Below are 16,318 nucleotides of genomic sequence, written 5' to 3'. Positions count from 1 at the left end.
ATGACAATTGAATTTTCTGACTTCTCTTTTAGATATGAGTCGCTTGATAAACCGACCTTAAAACATATCAATCTAAGGATAGAGAAAGGAGAGAAAATCGTCATTATCGGTCCAAGTGGTAGCGGGAAGTCTACCCTTGGCCAATGTCTAAATGGCCTAATTCCCCACGCTATAAAAGGCGAGAGTTCAGGCGAGCTTATTCTTAATGGCAAGAATTCTACACAGCTCGAATTACACCACTTCACCGAACAGATTGGCACTGTACTACAAGATACGGACAGTCAATTTGTTGGACTAAGCGTTGGTGAAGACATCGCATTTGCTCTAGAAAACCAACTAATGTCAAACATCGACATGTATCCCTTGGTTAAGTCGACCGCAAAAATGGTTGAACTAGAAGATATGTTGAAGCGTTCTCCTCACGATTTATCCGGTGGCCAGAAGCAACGTGTGTCTTTAGCGGGCATTCTTGTTGACGATGTGGACACGCTACTGTTTGATGAGCCGTTAGCAGCACTTGACCCTCAAACAGGTCGTAAAACCATCGAAATCATCGACCAGCTGCACCAAGAAACCGGTAAAACTATCATCATCATTGAGCACCGTTTAGAAGACGTTCTACACCGCCCGATTGATCGCGTTATTCTAATGGAGCAAGGTGAAATTGTAGCCGATATGACACCAAATGAGCTGCTGGCTTCGCCACTATTGGAAACTCATGGTATCCGCGAGCCTCTCTATTTATCAGCGCTTAAAGCAGCAAAATGTCCTATCGATGAACAGCAACAACGCGCGTCATTAGAGCAATTACCGTTAGAACAATACCAGCCATATTTTGATAACTGGCAAACAGTGCAAGCAGCCAACTCAGAGAACAATGAGACACTCTTAACTGTCAACGAGCTTACCTATTCTTACGATGGAGAAAAGAATGCTCTTGAAAGGGTATCTTTTAACATACAGCAAGGTGAGTTCGTTTCAATACTCGGTAAAAACGGTTCTGGTAAATCAACTATTACCAAGCTAATCATGGGTGTAATCAACCCTGACAATGGTTCAATTGTTCTCGACGGCCAAGATATTTCGACTCTATCAATCTTTGAGCGCAGCCAAAAAATTGGGGTGGTGATGCAAAACCCAAATCATATGATTTCCCATCATATGATCTTTGACGAAGTTGCTTTTGGCCTGCGTAATAAAGGGCTTGGTGAGTCAGAAATACAGAAAAAAGTGTCTGATGTTTTGGAACTTTGTGGGTTAAGTAAATATCGTAACTGGCCGATTGAGGCTCTCAGCTACGGCCAGAAAAAGCGGGTGACTATCGCATCAATCTTAGCGTTAGAGCCTAAGCTTCTCATTCTCGATGAACCCACTGCAGGCCAAGACTATCGTAATTACACCGCAATGCTGAGCTTTATTCAAAAGCTGAACAAAGAGCTAGGCATTACCGTTGTGATCATTTCTCACGATATGCACCTTGTGCTCGAATACACTGAACGTTCTATCGTGATCTCTGATAGCAAACTGATTGCTGATGCACCCATGACCGAAGTATTCAGTCAGCCAAGTTTGTTAGAGCAAGCAAGCTTAACAACCACAAGCCTATATGACTTAGCAAAACGCATGGGCAAAGCGGATATCAATGGCTTTATGCAATACTTTATTCAACAGGAGCGTCACGCTGTATGAACGCTTCTAAAATGAAATTTGGCATCAGCTACGTTGATACACAGTCCCCACTTCATAAGCTAAACGGTATTACAAAGTTTGCTCTGTTTATGGCTTGGGTAACTGTTGTATTGACGACATTTGATTTGCGACTTATCTGTACACTAATCGTGGCAGGCCTGTCACTACTCAAAATGACTCGAGTACATGTTAAAGTTTATAAGCCACTGTTGATTGGTACTGGGACAGTATTACTGTTAAATGCGCTGTTTATGTTCCTCCTTGCCCCGCAACAAGGAAGCGAATATATCGGAACGATTACGCCGCTTGTCGAGTTACCAGGTAACTACTCTCTTACCCAAGAGACACTGTTCTATTTAATCACGGTGACCCTTAAGTATTTCAGTATGTTCCCAATAGCGTTGGTATTTGTATTTACTACCCACCCAACCGAGTTCGCTGCGAGCTTAAATAGGATTGGTGTTCCATACAAAATCGCGTATGCAGTAAGCTTGACGCTCCGTTACTTACCTGAAGTTAAAAATGATTTCGTTAACATAATGCATGCTCAGCAAGCCCGTGGTCTAGATATCTCTAAGAACACACCTTTGTTCCAACGTTTGCAAAACGTAGCTAAAATTCTTGGTCCGCTGATATTTTCTAGTTTAGATAGAGCAGACGAAATTTCGAATGCAATGACGCTGCGTGGATTCGGCCGCCACAATAGCCGAACCTGGTATAGCGCAAAGCCACTAGGCCGTAATGACAAAACTTGTTTGTTTGTTATTGCCATCATAATTGCACTTGCAATTGCCAAGCGGTGGATTGAGACCGAACTGTTCTGGTACCCGTTCTGATAAAAAGCCTAGGTTTTACACCTAGGCTTTTTTATGCGGTTTGCAGCGCTTTCGTCCACACCAATAGTAAAACCATAGCTGAAGATAACCAGACACCTGTTGCCATAGAAAGCGTGTTCATTAGGCTAAACCGATAGCTAAAATAGTAAACAGAGATCAAGTAAGCAGCATATGGCAGTAATGAATATAAACCGAACAATGCCGTTTCTCTCAGCGCTTCCATACTTCGCTCTGAGCCCACAACATAATGAGCAATCAACGCGAATGTCGGAAACAAAGGTACTAAGCCCGCAATATAGAAACTTTTGCTTTTAGAGAGCAACGCAATCAAAAGTACCGCAGCAGAGCCTAATAAACACTTAAGAAATAGAGTTATCATCGGCAAATACTCAGGCTAAGTTCAAAAATAATTCTTCATCTGTCATGTATTTATGCTTTGAGCTCAGGTTGCGCAGATGCATAAACATAAAGTCAGGAAAACCAGGGGCCAATAGGTCGTTTGGTTGCCAAACAATCCCTCCAACGAAAACATATCTGCCTTGCTTTTCTTCACTGTGCACAGGGTTATTTATCTCGGTAGATAATTCAGGCCTCACACCTTCGATGACACAGACAATTTGGCCTCGCGCAACACCGACAACGCGCTTGACAAGGTTTGCTTTCATCCCGCATTTCCACGCCTGACGTGTAGCAAGTTCAAAACCATGCTTTCTCACACCTTTCTGAATATTTACGATCAGATTCATGTTCATTCTTTTGTAAAACCCACATACCAGTAGGTTAGTAATCCACATCGAATTAGACGACACCTGATGTAAGCCCAATTCTCACTCAGTGAAAAATCAGACAAAATTAAAAACTAGCCAGAAACGGATATATAACCCTTTCTACTATTGCTTAACGAGATACTTTCGTTCACATTGTCGTTACAAAATAGAAGGAAGTCTTATGAGCACAGCAAGTTTTCTACGTCTAATATGCCTTGCCGCAATTTGGGGTGGATCGTTCTTATTTATGCGCATTGCCGCAAACACGTTCGGCCCAGCTTACCTTATTGAGCTTCGAGTCGGTTTTGCTGCAATAAGCTTATTTGTTGTGTCACTCGTTCTGAAAAAGCACCTAGCATTTCGGGCCAATTTTAGGCACTTCATGATCATAGGCCTCTTTAATACTGCGCTCCCTTTTTTACTCTTTGCTTATGCCGCGCAGACTCTCAATGCCTCAACACTATCGGTATTGAACTCTACGGCTGCGATATGGGGAGCTTTAATCGGTATTTTTTGGCATAAGGCAACCCTTACACCAAAAGCCAGCGTCGGTATGCTTGTCGGGGTTTGCGGAGTGATTACATTAGTCGGGGTTGATGCTATTAACATCGGCTTCAATGCGGCTCTGCCTATTCTAGCTGGCGTAATGGCAGCCTGTAGCTATGGTATTGCAACCAATTACACAAAAACAGCCCCAAAGGTCGCTTCCTTTGACAATGCACACGGAAACATGTGGGCTGCGGTATTGATCATTTTGCCATTACTGCCATTCATACCAATGCGCGGTGAACCTAGCCAGCACGAGATACTATCAGTCATAGCCTTAGGCGTTGTTTGTACTGGTGCCGCTTACCTTCTCTACTTCCGCTTAGTTGCCGACGAAGGTGCCGCATCAGCTCTCTCCGTTACGTTTCTGATTCCAGTATTCGGTATTCTGTGGGGATGGTTAATACTCGATGAGCCTATTGGCTGGAATACGATTGTTGGCACCACTTTGGTGCTATCAGGCACCATGATGGTGACGGGGTTCTCCCCTTCACAGCTGTTCGCTCGGAAAATAACCGCAGAGCAACCCTAGTTCTGTATCTATTATCAAAGCGTTATTGTCATAAACTGGCTATTGGGGTCAACCTGATAGTCAGCAAAAGGTTCACAATATTCAAAGCCAAACTTTTCGTACAATGCTCTTGCAGGTGCAAAATACTCCATTGAGCCAGTTTCTAAACTCACTCGCTTCATTCCAACTTGTTTCGCATGCCCGAGAACATGGCTCAACATTTTCGAACCCACACCAGACTTACGAGCGGCTGAAGCTGTGCGCATAGACTTGAGCTCACCATGCTCTGCATCAAGAGATTTTAAAGCGACACACCCTAATAATTCTTCACCCTGCCAACCACTCCAAAAAGTAACGGAAGGCTCTTTAAGTGAAGAAACGTCTAACGCATGGACACTCTCAGGGGGCGACGTCGCATTCATATCTTCTAAATGTTCTCTCAGCAAGGCTAGTACATCCGAGTGGTCGAGACTATCTACGATGACCTTCATATGTTCCTCCAAATAATTCAAACTGGAATGGAGCAAGCTATATGCCAAATTTAACAACACAGCAGTCGGATATACACATCCATCCCAGAAAACCAACCTTATAGCGACATAGATCACACAATAAGACCTAAAACTATGCCTTGTTACATACTTCTGAGACTTTCATCAGATAATTCTTACTTATATTCCGATAAGTTTATAAACATTCATTTACATAATAAAAACCAAACTACCCACAACGGATTGAAATATGAAAGAAGTTGAATTTCGTACTATAGACCGCTTATTTATTAAGATGTCGATAAACGACAAAATCTGGGTCATTTTTTCGCTATTCTTAGTTACTGTCGCTACGCTTGCCGGTGGACGTTACTACCAAACATTAGACAATATTGAGCGTGAGACAATCTCTGCCGCTGAACAATACTTAGCCGGTGTAATGACCAATAGCAATGTGACATCCATCTATGATGCACCCAATGTTGCTGCTGTCGCCCAATTGAAAGCACCAAGTTATAACCAAGGAATCGCCCAAGTAACCGCAGCCCACCGTAGCGGACAGGTTTTCCAAGCAACATTTGCCAACCCTAATATTGATAATATCGAATCAGATGCCCTTACCACGTTAGTTTCAAGCTTTCTTTGGGCTATTCCATTCGCAGTTTTCTGTTATTGGGTCGCTACGTTCTTAGGCGGTGCACTATGGGTTTTGTATACGACAACCCAACGTATTGGTGAAGGTGATCTCACATCCCGGCTTGGCTTCCATCCTGGACGTGATGAATTCGGCACCATTGGCTGTGCACTCGATAAAGCAATGGATACACTGACCGAACTGGTCGTTACCGTCAAACAGAACGCAACAACTCTCAGTGATACATCTGCATCATTTGAACAAGAAATGAAGCTCAGTGAAACACAAATCGGGCATCAATATTCTTCTCTAGACTCCGTTGCTACAGCGATGGAACAAATGACCGCATCGGCAAAAGAAGTCTCTACCATATCCCAACAAGCCACTCAGCAAACGGAGAGTGACTCTCAACATATCGAACATAGCCATCACCGTGTGCAATCAGCGATTGACGAAATTGGTCGACTGTCTGACTACATTGGACAAACCTCTCAGTCAGTATTAAGCCTTACGGACAATACGACGCAAATTAATGAAGTCATTACGACGATCAACGCAATTTCTGAACAGACCAACTTACTTGCACTCAACGCCGCGATTGAAGCTGCGCGCGCTGGTGAGCAAGGGCGAGGATTTGCGGTTGTGGCAGATGAGGTGAGAACACTTGCCGGTAGAACACAATCTGCGACGGTAGAGATCCAATCGATGATCGAAAAGCTACAGGCTGAAACTCGCAGTATTTCATCAATCACTGAACAAACAGTTAGCCAAGCTAAAACCAGTAGTGAATTGGTTTCCAATATAGGAGAGGATGTTCAAGCTATTTCTCTATCCGCTAAATCCTTGATGGATATGAGTATTCAGATCTCTACATCGGCAGAAGAGCAAAGCGCTGTTGCCAATGACATCGCATCGGAACTCAGTGATATTCGAACTCAATCTAACACCATTAGAAGTGTCGCAGAGCAATCATCTCAAGGTGTCGCTAGTTTAACCCAAGCGTCGCAATCACTTGCGGAGGTACTCAAACAGTACCGCACTTAATTTTCACTACAAGGGCCATAACGGCCCTTTATTTTACCCCGTAAAAAGGCAGTACCAAACTTGCGCCCCTTACCTATACTTAAGTTAATTTCTAAGGTGGACAAGGATGATGCTATGAGCACCTTATTACTATACATGTTACTGCTAACTAACCCAGACACTGGCCAGTCGAGCTCTATTCCTCTTAAATGTAAGCTCTTACACTCTGCAGATACGTTTTGGTTTTACAGAGAGCAACTCGTTTATCAAAGTGAACAATTCATTATTTTGCAAAACTTCAAAGGGAGAACTGTCACCCAAGTCGATATGAAGACTGGCGAGCTCATCCGAACGACGTATATCGGTGATCCATACGATCCTAAATATCAAATCTTATTAGGTGAATGTTATGACACAGCGCATACGCTCGAAATATGGAAATTGAGTGACGTTCCCTATGACAACTAGTCACCACCACCCCTTATTTTCTTGTTTCAGGGCGCAACGAATCAAGATCACAACTTTGTAACATTTAGCAACTTAATCCGCTGCCTTTCAATTAGTATATTTACTCAACATAAAGGAGAGCTAAGCTACTATGGATGAATTGCTTAAAGGATTCCCTGTTATCACGGAAGTTCAAGTTGCATGGGGTGAGATGGACGCATTGCAGCATGTCAATAACGCTGTCTATTTCCGATATTTTGAAACAGCCCGACTCGATTACTTTAAAGAGATAGACTTACTCGTCAACTTAAAAGAGAGTCAAGTTGGCCCTGTTTTAGGGCATACAGAATGTCGTTACAAATTACCTGTTACCTACCCTGATACGCTCTTAATCGGTTCACGTGTTATTGAACTACAAGAGGATCGCTTTACTATGGAATACCAGATCGTTAGTAAGAAACTTGGCAAAGTAGCGACAATAGGAAAAGCGACGTGCGTTATGTTTGATTTCAAGACAGGAACAAAAACTAACTTACCCGAAAAGGTGCATCGCGCTATTGTGACAACAGAAGAAAAGTGAGGCATAACGCCTCACTCCTTCTATAAGAGCGTTCATGGTTAATATGTCACACTCACACCAATAAAGTGGATTTGACCAGAGAAAGTGCCATCCAATTGACCTAAATTGGCTTGTGTCAGTCCATCAAAATACATATCGACATCACCTAAATCCGCGTACTCGTAGAATAGATCGACCGTGTAATCATTCCAATTTGTCGATGCCCCAACTGAGTAACGATATTGCTTACCGACGGGCAAATCGACCCATTGATAACTCGGATCATCCTGAGGTGAACTTTCGTAAGAGAACCCCGTCTTGAGGTTCCAATTGCTAGAGAGCTGATAATCTAATCCAACCGCCAACTTCCAAACATCATCCCAGTTACGCGCAATACTCGGGCTCACGTTATTAGCCATATTGAAGGTAGTTTGATCCCATTCGCTCCAACGGTGCAATTGTACGCTGGTCAATACGTCCAATTTGTCAGTCGCCGTATAACGAGCACTAACATCATAAATTGCAGGAACAACAATATCAGTTGCCACAGAGGGACTCTGAGCTAACGGACCAGAAAGCGAGGTGGAAAAATCATGCTCCAATTTCGATCGGAAGCTAAAACCAACATCTAGAGATTCATTGAGTTGATACATTGCACCAAGGTTAAAGCCATAAGCCCAATCTGCATCCTCATCAAGATTGGCCTGCCCATTGAGCATCCCCATTTCTAATGATGCCCAGCTTAACTGCGCACCAATGCCTAATGATAGTTGCTCGTTAACCTTGTAGCTTGCTGAAGGATTAACTTGCAGTGCTGTGAGCGTAATGTCGCTCATAAGCAAACTACCCGCCCAATCTTGGCCATAATCGATACTAGAGCCACCTACAGTTCCTAGCGCAATACCAAAATGCCAATCTTCATCAAATTGCTGAACATAGAAGAGGCCAACGGAAGGCATAATCGTATGCCCGCTCGCATCCCCTTGACCTTGGTTATCGGCATAATCCATTTTTAAATCGAAAGCCATGGCGTTAACGGTGGTTTTGCTGTTGCCCATTCCTGACATGGTGGCTGGATTAGCCCACATGGCTGCAGCAGATTTGGTATAAACGCCATCTCCTGCTCCGACTGTACCCGCGTTCGCAACCACCGCCTCTTGGAGAAAAATCCCACTGGCATAGATAGGTGAACTTGTTAGCAAAGCAGCACTGACAATAGTGGTAAGAAATGGATGGCTGCGACGTTTTTTATAAAGCCTTAGATAGCACATGTTATTTCACTAGTATGGTAAGGGTTGAAAGTGAGCCCTAACTTTTGGGCACGGGAGTCACTATCATAGACAACGTCACATAGCGTGTAAGAATAACGATTATTCCTGACAGCTATAAACCCAAGCTACTCACCCTTGTACATGTTTGTTTTGTCACAATTTCGCTGAGATGTTATATACTCCCGTTTTCGTTAATAACTCCTTTAGAATTCTCAATGAACAAGAGCTTAATCACTAACGTTATCGCCCTAGTACTTCTCGCAGGCGGTCACCAAACAGATAACCAAATAGCCTTTTATGCAGGCTTGTTCGCCTTTTCCGGCGCGATTACTAACTGGCTTGCCATCCATATGCTATTTGAAAAAGTACCTGGGCTTTATGGTTCTGGCGTGATACCGGCTCGATTCGAGGAGTTTAAAGCTGCGATCAAGAACTTAATGATGGAACAGTTCTTTACTCAAGAAAACATCGACAAGTTTTTGAGCAAAGAAATGGCTGGAGGTAAAAGTTTAAACCTTGAGCCTGTCATTGAGAAAATCGACTTCAATCCTACATTTGATTCTTTGGTAGACGTCATTGCAAACTCACAATTTGGGGGAATGCTGGCTATGTTTGGTGGTACTGAAGCCTTACAACCACTAAAACAACCTTTTGTAGAGAAAATGCAAACGGCGATCATTGATATGAGCCAAAGTGATACCATTAAAGACGCGCTTAAAGAACAGTTTGAAGCGCCTGCAATGATGGATGAAATCCGAAGCAATGTAGAAAACATCATCGATCAACGTCTTAATGAACTGACCCCACGTTTGGTCAAAGAGATGGTACAGAAGATGATTAAAGAGCACTTAGGCTGGCTTGTAGTGTGGGGCGGCGTCTTTGGTGGGTTGATAGGTATCGCGTCATCATTTGTCGCGTAAGAATATAAAGGGAAGCTATCTGCTTCCCTTTCTTATAACTTACCAATGAGGTCGGCGTTTACACCAAAACTAGTTTTATGCTCTTCGATGACCACTTCACTACGAGTTTGGATCACACCTGGTAAGGTTCCAAGTTTCGTCGACATAAAATTTTGATACGCTTTCATGTCCTTGACTCTGACCTTAATCATTGTGTCAAAGTCTCCAGAAAGTGAATAGCACTCTTCAATTTCAGGCATATCCGATACCGCTTCAGCAAATTTTTCAAAAATTGAAAAGCTGGTTTGGTCAAGCCGGATATGAATGAATACTTGCACATCCAATCCCAACTTCTCTGGGTTTAGCTCTGCGTGATAACCCTTGATATAGCCTTCTTTTTCCAATCTTTTAACACGATCAGAGCAAGGGGAAGTGGTTAAATTAACTTGCTTAGCTAATTCAACAATTGGAAGTCGACCTTTGAGGTTTAAGGCACGGAGAATTTCTCGGTCGATTCTGTCTAGTTCCATTAGCGACTCATAATTAAACGTGAGTATGAAAACACTATCTTAAAATAAAAGTGCTTTAGTACTTACATCTTCGCCAATATTTACGGAAGTTTTGTGAAGGTTAAGCGATTTTCACACCAGAAAATGAACCTTGCTGCTGCGAGACAAATTCTGTCTGAGTATTGCACGCTCGACAAAAAGCCTGCTTTTCCATTTTGACGTAATGATCACCTTGGAACACTGTGGCAAAAAAACGTGCCATAGACTTAATCACTGAGTCTTGCTGGGCCTCACAACGCTTTAAAACAATCTTATGTGGGGTGCTTTTGTGACAGCAGTGACAGTGCATATGTGGCATGGTTTTCTCTCCGTTTAAAATCAGTGTTCCTGATAGTCGACACATTATGTAAGGGAGAGTTCCCACAACTCATAATTTAGTTAATAAACTGTGACCTCTGTTCAATTAATATACACACTTTTTGTGAGTGGTAGGCTATCAGTTTCGACAAATCCAAAAAAAGCCCCGCTTGGCAGGGCTTTAATTGAGGAGCTAAAACTTACTAATCAAGTTCAGCAAGCTGCTTTTTAAATGTTGCATGTTGCGACTTAACCGTTGATTCTGGCTCACCGGTCACCATACTTACAACTACGATAGACAATGCAGATAAGATGATCCCCGGTACGATTTCATATACGTCGAACCAACCACCAGACAATTGTTTCCAAACAACAATCGTAACACCACCAACAAGAATACCTGCTAGAGCACCATTACGGTTCATACGTTCCCAATATAAGCTCAGTACCAAAGCCGGACCAAACGCAGCACCAAAACCAGCCCAAGCATAAGAAACAAGGCCTAGAACAGAACTGTCAGGTGTCATTGCTAGAATCAGAGCAACAATTGAGATACCGATAACGGCAACACGACCTACCATTACGATCTCTTCTGATGTTGCATCTTTCTTAAACACTTGCTTGTAAAAGTCTTCAGCAAGAGCAGAAGATGATACTAACAGTTGAGAATCCGCTGTACTCATCACTGCGGCTAGAATAGCAGCAAGTAGAATACCTGCTACGACAGGGTGGAATAGCGAGTTAACTAGCAGCATGAAGATCTTTTCGCCATCGTCCACGCTAATGCCTGAGTTGTTTACGTAAATCAGACCCACAAGACCTACCAGCATTGCACCAACCATTGACAAACCAGTCCAGATCACAGCAATACGACGAGCAGTCGTTAGATCTTTATTTGAGCGTGACGCTTTAAAACGAGCCAAGATGTGTGGCTGACCAAAGTAACCTAAGCCCCATGCAACCAATGAAATGATCGCGATTGCTGATAGTGGTTCACCTTTAGAATCATTCCAAAGTGTCAGAAGCTGCGGGTTAATCTCCGAAAGATCAGTACTTAATTGACCTAAGCCACCTTCCATCGCTGTGATAGGTACGATAAGTAGAGCCGCTGCCATTAACAAACCTTGAACTAAATCGGTCCACGATACCGCTAAGAAACCACCAAACAACGTGTAAGATACAACACAAACCGTACCGATAATCACCGCAGTGGTGTAATCTAGACCAAAGACTGTTTCAAATAATTTTCCGCCAGCTACCAAGCCTGAACTTGTGTAGAAAAGGAAGAATAGAAGAATGAAGAAAGCAGAAATTACCTGAATCATCTTTGAATTGTCATTAAAACGACGCGATAAGAACTCCGGAAGAGTCAGCGCATCCGTTGTAATACTGTAAGTACGTAGGCGTTTCGCTGTAATTAACCAGTTTAGCCACGTACCAACTAATAGACCACCAGCTAGCCAAAATGCTTCAATACCGGCAGCGTATGCGTAGCCTGGTAAGCCAAGTAGCAACCAACCACTCATATCAGATGCACCTGCTGAAAGCGCTGCTGGCCAAGGGCCTAACGAACGACCACCCAAGAAGTAGTCACTTGAACTTTTCGTTCGTTGATAAGCAATAACGCCAATTGCAAGCATCAGGATCAGATATGCAATAAACGTGGTTGTAATAGCAAAGCTATTTTCCATTTGATTTGTCCTCTTTTGAAAGATCGCCTTCCCTGAATGCCCCCTTAAGTGGGGGCAAAACAATGAAGATTAGTGGGTCTCGCTACCAAGCTCGAGCAAGGTCGCGTTACCACCCACTGCTGTTATATTTATTGTTCTTGTGCGTTCGGTAATAAACCTCAGCACTAAATGAGGATCATGAGCGACAGGAATACTCATAAGATCCGTTTCAGACGTTAGACTCACAATCGCGCCTGAACGTTTTGCTAGTTGTCGGTTGATACTCCTTTCAACCTCAGGGTTTCCTACATAGCCCACACTACGTACATCCGAATCAAGTAGCTGATGGTAAGCATCTAACGCGGCAAATTGTACTAGGTTTGTAGGAAGCGAAGACTGTACATAAGCAGCCTCCAATACTTGGCTAAACTCAACGTCATCACTGCATAAGATAACGCTATTGCCTGAAATCAGCGCAGCAGTTAACTGTGCTAAAACAGCTTGTTTAGCTTGCTCTTGTGTATTGTCCTGAATCACAAGTGCCACACCACGTCCTGCGGTGTAAAGTTCGTTAGTTTCCCCTGTTGGACCTACTAATTGATGCGTTTGCGCCAACAATGCTGACGCTTGCTCAATATGGTAAGAAACCACAGACGCTAACTCAGGCTTTACTTGTTGTAATGCCTGTTTAAAAGCGAGCAAAGACTCACTCTTAGAATCAAAATTGGTCAGATTCCAGTTTTCCCACGCTGAAAAAGCATCAGAAAAACGTGTTACTTGATGAACCATACTATTTCTCCTTGCTCACAAATTAAGAAAACTGCGTTTGAGTAAATCGGTAAAGGTAGTGAGGACCACCCGCTTTAGGTCCAGTACCTGAAAGGCCCTGACCACCAAACGGTTGAACCCCTACAACCGCGCCAACTTGATCACGGTTGATGTAACAGTTGCCCACACGAGCATGTTTCTCGATCCAGCGATAAGTCGTTTCATTGCGGCTATGAATACCCATCGTAAGACCAAATCCCGTGTTATTAATTTGCTCAACAATTTGGGTCAGTTCATTCGCTTTAAAACGAACAATATGCAAGATCGGACCAAACTGCTCTTCTTTGAGACAAGAAATATCACCAATTTCAAAAGCCGTTGGAGCAACGAAGTCTCCGTTGTCATGTTCTTCGGTTAACGCCAATTGAGCGACTTTTTTCTCACTGTTTGCCATTGTTTCAATATGCGCCAGCAATTTCGATTTTGCTGTGCCATCGATAACTGGGCCAACATCTGTTGAATGGAGATAAGGTTTACCAACACTCAACTCCTGCATAGCACCTTGAATCAACGCAACGATGCGATCTGCGATATCTTCTTGGACGAATAAAACACGTAGCGCACTACAACGTTGACCTGCTGATGCAAACGCTGAACGAATCACATCACGAACAACCTGCTCTGGTAGTGCAGTACTATCAACTATCATTGCATTCTGTCCGCCAGTCTCCGCAATAAACGGTACCGGAGCCGCATCACGTTCTGCCAATGTTTGATTGATTCGTTGTGCCGTCGCAGTTGAGCCAGTAAATGCTACACCCGCAATCGCTGGGTGAGAGGTCAATGCCGAACCAATTTCAGCGCCACGCCCCGTTAATAGCTGGATAGTTCCCGCAGGGAAACCAGCATCAATCATCAGTTCAACTGCACGTGCTGCAATCAGACTGGTCTGCTCCGCTGGTTTTGCAACAACTGTATTTCCTGCAACCAGGGCTGCTGTCACTTGACCTAAAAAGATTGCCAATGGGAAGTTCCATGGACTAATACAAACAAACACACCACGACCACGACGTGTCACGATACGCTGTTGGCCATCGAAGCCTTGTAATGCTAACTCACCAAGTGCGTCGACTTGTTTTGCGTAATAGCGACAAAAATCGACTGCTTCTCGAACTTCATCAATACTGTCATGGATGGTTTTTCCTGCTTCTTGATGACAAAGAGCAACAAGCTCAGCCAAATGCTCTTCAAGTAAGTCAGCTAAAGCTTCAAGTTTTTCTGCTCTCGCCTCTGGAGACGTCTTACTCCAATCAGCAAATGCTGCCTCAGCGCCTTCGATAGCTTCGGAAACATGATCAAGGTTTGCAAAAGCGACCTGACCTACATTGATACGACGGTCATAAGGCGCTGTGACTTGTTCAACGTTCACATGTTCCTTGATCATGCTTTCGGCGTGGAATGTGCCATTGATAATGGGTCCTGCCAACCACTGCTTATTCAGAAAGCTTTCCACTTCGTGCTCAAATGGTTTTGCTTCACTTTCAATATCCACATTGATTCCGGCTGAGTTTTTACGCTCAGGGAATACAGCTGGAGGAAGCGGAATTTGAGTATTATTTAATGTATCGAACGCATTGAGCATATCGACAGGGTGCTGAGTTAGTGTCTCAACTGGGCAGCGAGCATCAACCAAACGATGAACGAAAGAACTGTTTGCACCATTTTCAAGAAGACGACGAACTAGGTAAGGTAGCAAGTCTTTGTGACTACCTACAGGCGCATAGATACGCACTGATTGTTGATAGGCTTCCATCGCATGGTTATACAAAGAATCACCCATACCGTGTAGGCGCTGGAATTCAAAATCTTTATGCTCAGCCATTACAGCTATCGATGTAACCGTTTGAGCATTGTGACTAGCGAATTGAGGGAAGATATTGCCACGAACGTTAGCGCTTAATAGGAATCGAGCACATGCTAGATATGCCACATCCGTTGCTTCTTTACGCGTGTAGACAGGATAGTTAGCAAAACCAGCCTGTTGAGACCATTTAATTTCGCTATCCCAATACGCGCCTTTCACTAAACGAAGCGGAATAAGGTCACCCTGCTCTTTCGCTAAGCCATTTAACCAAACAAGTACTGGAAGCGCTCGTTTAGAATACGCTTGCACAACAAGGCCAAACTTACCCCACCCTTGCACAAGCTCGCTACGATACACCTTCTCAAACAGTTTTAGAGATAGCTCTAAGCGGTCCGCTTCTTCAGCATCAATCGTAATTGCAACATCTAGCTCTACCGCACGACGCAATAACTGTTGCAAAGTGTCATAAAGCTCTGTCAGCACGCGCTGTTCGTTTGCTACTTCATAACGAGGATGAAGAGCAGATAGCTTGATAGAAACTGAAGGCGCTGGGCTCACGTCTTTTGCGTAGTCATCTCTGCCTACCGCTTCAATAGCCATCAAGTAATCTTTGAAATATTTATTAGCGTCTGCCGTCGTTAGTGCAGCTTCACCAAGCATGTCATAAGAATAGGTAAAGCCTTTGTCACGCATTGAACGACCATTCTTCTGCGCTTCAGCAATGCTACGTCCTAGAACAAATTGATGTCCCATCACTTTCATCGCTTGGTGCATCGCTTTACGAATCACCGGCTCAGACATTTTATTCACTAAGCGGTTAACGGCACTTACTGGACTTTGTGCTTCACTCTCAGACAAGCCAACAACTTTACCTGTCAGCATCAATCCCCAAGTTGAGGCATTAACAAAAACCGAGTCGGAGCTTTTAAGGTGTGACTTCCAATCAGCAACCGTCAATTTGTCACGAATAAGCGCGTCCGCAGTCGCTGAATCAGGAATTCGCATCAAAGCTTCTGCAAGACACATTAACAGAATGCCTTCTTGAGTATCCAAGCTGTACTCCAAAAGCAGAGCATCAATCATTTGGATTGATTTCTTGTCAGCACGAATCGTTTCGATTAATCGAGTGGTTTTCTCTTCGATTAAAGTCTTTTCGGTTTCTGTTGGTATTGCCAATGGCAGAAGTTGTTCAAGCCATTGTGATTCGTCCACCATATAAAGTGGCGAGATCAACGACCAAAGTTCGTTAAGCGGTTGCTCAACAAACTCAGCGTTTAACACATCAGTCGCTGTAAACATGCGTTTTCCTCAATCTCACACCTGAAATCATTTCAGGTTTCCTACAATGGCTTGCAGTGTATTTTGAGCTCGAGAAGATTACTTGTCAAAAACTCCGAGTTTTTTGCTAAAAACTCTGATTATTAACAAAACAAAAACAGAGTCACACTCAAATAAGCAAAATAATATATGGTTAACG

General features: G+C 43.5%; 16 protein-coding genes. 7 read left to right on the top strand and 9 right to left on the bottom strand.

Annotation, left to right across the window (positions count from 1 at the left end; genetic code table 11):
* On the top strand, positions 1 to 1,689 hold the full coding sequence (locus tag AAFX28_RS06035) for an ABC transporter ATP-binding protein (protein WP_408686564.1): 1,689 nt from the start codon (positions 1 to 3) through the stop codon (positions 1,687 to 1,689).
* Positions 1,686 to 2,525 (top strand): energy-coupling factor transporter transmembrane component T family protein, encoded by an 840-nt coding sequence (locus AAFX28_RS06030; RefSeq protein WP_408686562.1) that lies wholly within the window; start codon positions 1,686 to 1,688, stop codon positions 2,523 to 2,525. The genes AAFX28_RS06035 and AAFX28_RS06030 overlap by 4 nt, the downstream gene beginning before the upstream one ends.
* A 31-nt stretch (positions 2,526 to 2,556) precedes the next feature.
* Here the strand turns inward: AAFX28_RS06030 and AAFX28_RS06025 are convergent, their stop codons facing one another.
* Together AAFX28_RS06025 and AAFX28_RS06020 are read right to left on the bottom strand one after the other, a co-directional pair.
* On the bottom strand, positions 2,557 to 2,904 hold the full coding sequence (locus tag AAFX28_RS06025) for a GlpM family protein (RefSeq protein WP_408686561.1): 348 nt from the start codon (positions 2,902 to 2,904) through the stop codon (positions 2,557 to 2,559).
* Positions 2,905 to 2,914: 10 nt separating this feature from the next.
* Entirely contained in the window at positions 2,915 to 3,271 is a 357-nt protein-coding gene (locus AAFX28_RS06020) for an acyl-CoA synthetase (RefSeq protein ID WP_408686557.1), read from the bottom strand.
* Between the two features lie 202 nt (positions 3,272 to 3,473).
* Between AAFX28_RS06020 and AAFX28_RS06015 the strand changes: the two genes are divergently transcribed.
* Positions 3,474 to 4,370, top strand: coding sequence for a DMT family transporter (locus AAFX28_RS06015; protein ID WP_408686556.1), 897 nt, complete (start codon positions 3,474 to 3,476; stop codon positions 4,368 to 4,370).
* Positions 4,371 to 4,384: 14 nt separating this feature from the next.
* Here AAFX28_RS06015 and AAFX28_RS06010 read toward each other — a convergent pair whose 3' ends face one another.
* Positions 4,385 to 4,840, bottom strand: coding sequence for a GNAT family N-acetyltransferase (locus tag AAFX28_RS06010; protein ID WP_408686554.1), 456 nt, complete (start codon positions 4,838 to 4,840; stop codon positions 4,385 to 4,387).
* Between the two features lie 250 nt (positions 4,841 to 5,090).
* Here AAFX28_RS06010 and AAFX28_RS06005 point away from each other — a divergent pair, with 250 nt between their 5' ends.
* The 3 genes from AAFX28_RS06005 (at position 5,091) to AAFX28_RS05995 (ending at position 7,524) form a co-directional block, all read left to right on the top strand.
* Positions 5,091 to 6,518: a methyl-accepting chemotaxis protein gene (locus AAFX28_RS06005; protein WP_408686553.1), complete on the top strand. Its 1,428-nt coding sequence runs from the start codon at positions 5,091 to 5,093 to the stop codon at positions 6,516 to 6,518.
* Positions 6,519 to 6,632: 114 nt separating this feature from the next.
* Entirely contained in the window at positions 6,633 to 6,965 is a 333-nt protein-coding gene (locus AAFX28_RS06000) for a hypothetical protein (RefSeq protein WP_408686551.1), read from the top strand.
* 130 nt (positions 6,966 to 7,095) lie between these two features.
* Positions 7,096 to 7,524, top strand: coding sequence for an acyl-CoA thioesterase (locus AAFX28_RS05995; protein ID WP_408686549.1), 429 nt, complete (start codon positions 7,096 to 7,098; stop codon positions 7,522 to 7,524).
* Between the two features lie 38 nt (positions 7,525 to 7,562).
* Here AAFX28_RS05995 and AAFX28_RS05990 read toward each other — a convergent pair whose 3' ends face one another.
* A complete protein-coding gene (locus AAFX28_RS05990; protein WP_408686548.1) occupies positions 7,563 to 8,774 on the bottom strand; it encodes an OmpP1/FadL family transporter in 1,212 nt (403 codons plus the stop codon).
* Between the two features lie 215 nt (positions 8,775 to 8,989).
* Between AAFX28_RS05990 and AAFX28_RS05985 the strand changes: the two genes are divergently transcribed.
* A complete protein-coding gene (locus AAFX28_RS05985) occupies positions 8,990 to 9,694 on the top strand; it encodes a DUF445 domain-containing protein (protein ID WP_408686546.1) in 705 nt (234 codons plus the stop codon).
* Between the two features lie 32 nt (positions 9,695 to 9,726).
* Here AAFX28_RS05985 and AAFX28_RS05980 read toward each other — a convergent pair whose 3' ends face one another.
* The 5 genes from AAFX28_RS05980 to putA form a co-directional block, all read right to left on the bottom strand.
* Entirely contained in the window at positions 9,727 to 10,203 is a 477-nt protein-coding gene (locus tag AAFX28_RS05980) for an Lrp/AsnC family transcriptional regulator (RefSeq protein WP_408686544.1), read from the bottom strand.
* A 100-nt stretch (positions 10,204 to 10,303) separates the two neighbouring features.
* A complete protein-coding gene (locus AAFX28_RS05975) occupies positions 10,304 to 10,540 on the bottom strand; it encodes a hypothetical protein (protein WP_408686543.1) in 237 nt (78 codons plus the stop codon).
* A 202-nt stretch (positions 10,541 to 10,742) separates the two neighbouring features.
* Positions 10,743 to 12,230, bottom strand: coding sequence for a sodium/proline symporter PutP (gene putP, locus AAFX28_RS05970; RefSeq protein ID WP_408686541.1), 1,488 nt, complete (start codon positions 12,228 to 12,230; stop codon positions 10,743 to 10,745).
* Between the two features lie 69 nt (positions 12,231 to 12,299).
* On the bottom strand, positions 12,300 to 12,998 hold the full coding sequence (locus AAFX28_RS05965) for a 1-pyrroline-5-carboxylate dehydrogenase (protein ID WP_408686540.1): 699 nt from the start codon (positions 12,996 to 12,998) through the stop codon (positions 12,300 to 12,302).
* A gap of 22 nt (positions 12,999 to 13,020) precedes the next feature.
* Positions 13,021 to 16,140 carry a bifunctional proline dehydrogenase/L-glutamate gamma-semialdehyde dehydrogenase PutA gene (gene putA, locus AAFX28_RS05960; RefSeq protein WP_408686538.1) on the bottom strand — a complete coding sequence of 1,040 codons (3,120 nt, stop codon included), beginning with the start codon at positions 16,138 to 16,140 and terminating at the stop codon, positions 13,021 to 13,023.
* Positions 16,141 to 16,318: the final 178 nt, after the last annotated feature.

The organism is Vibrio sp. TBV020 (genome assembly GCF_046056895.1).
Classification (GTDB): Bacteria; Pseudomonadota; Gammaproteobacteria; order Enterobacterales; family Vibrionaceae; genus Vibrio.
The sequence above is the reverse complement of the archived record's forward strand: the minus strand, read 5'-3'. Positions and strand labels throughout refer to the sequence as shown.

Bases quoted from the DNA above. Each gene is read 5' to 3' on its own strand.
- AAFX28_RS05995 (WP_408686549.1), top strand. From the start codon at position 7,096: ATGGATGAATTGCTTAAAGGATTCCCTGTTATCACGGAAGTTCAAGTT.
- AAFX28_RS05980 (WP_408686544.1), bottom strand. From the start codon at position 10,203: ATGGAACTAGACAGAATCGACCGAGAAATTCTCCGTGCCTTAAACCTC.
- AAFX28_RS06020 (WP_408686557.1), bottom strand. From the start codon at position 3,271: ATGAATCTGATCGTAAATATTCAGAAAGGTGTGAGAAAGCATGGTTTT.
- AAFX28_RS06030 (WP_408686562.1), top strand. From the start codon at position 1,686: ATGAACGCTTCTAAAATGAAATTTGGCATCAGCTACGTTGATACACAG.
- AAFX28_RS06025 (WP_408686561.1), bottom strand. From the start codon at position 2,904: ATGATAACTCTATTTCTTAAGTGTTTATTAGGCTCTGCTGCGGTACTT.
- AAFX28_RS06005 (WP_408686553.1), top strand. From the start codon at position 5,091: ATGAAAGAAGTTGAATTTCGTACTATAGACCGCTTATTTATTAAGATG.
- AAFX28_RS06010 (WP_408686554.1), bottom strand. From the start codon at position 4,840: ATGAAGGTCATCGTAGATAGTCTCGACCACTCGGATGTACTAGCCTTG.
- AAFX28_RS05965 (WP_408686540.1), bottom strand. From the start codon at position 12,998: ATGGTTCATCAAGTAACACGTTTTTCTGATGCTTTTTCAGCGTGGGAA.
- AAFX28_RS05985 (WP_408686546.1), top strand. From the start codon at position 8,990: ATGAACAAGAGCTTAATCACTAACGTTATCGCCCTAGTACTTCTCGCA.
- putA (WP_408686538.1), bottom strand. From the start codon at position 16,140: ATGTTTACAGCGACTGATGTGTTAAACGCTGAGTTTGTTGAGCAACCG.
- putP (WP_408686541.1), bottom strand. From the start codon at position 12,230: ATGGAAAATAGCTTTGCTATTACAACCACGTTTATTGCATATCTGATC.
- AAFX28_RS06015 (WP_408686556.1), top strand. From the start codon at position 3,474: ATGAGCACAGCAAGTTTTCTACGTCTAATATGCCTTGCCGCAATTTGG.
- AAFX28_RS06000 (WP_408686551.1), top strand. From the start codon at position 6,633: ATGAGCACCTTATTACTATACATGTTACTGCTAACTAACCCAGACACT.
- AAFX28_RS05975 (WP_408686543.1), bottom strand. From the start codon at position 10,540: ATGCCACATATGCACTGTCACTGCTGTCACAAAAGCACCCCACATAAG.
- AAFX28_RS05990 (WP_408686548.1), bottom strand. From the start codon at position 8,774: ATGTGCTATCTAAGGCTTTATAAAAAACGTCGCAGCCATCCATTTCTT.
- AAFX28_RS06035 (WP_408686564.1), top strand. From the start codon at position 1: ATGACAATTGAATTTTCTGACTTCTCTTTTAGATATGAGTCGCTTGAT.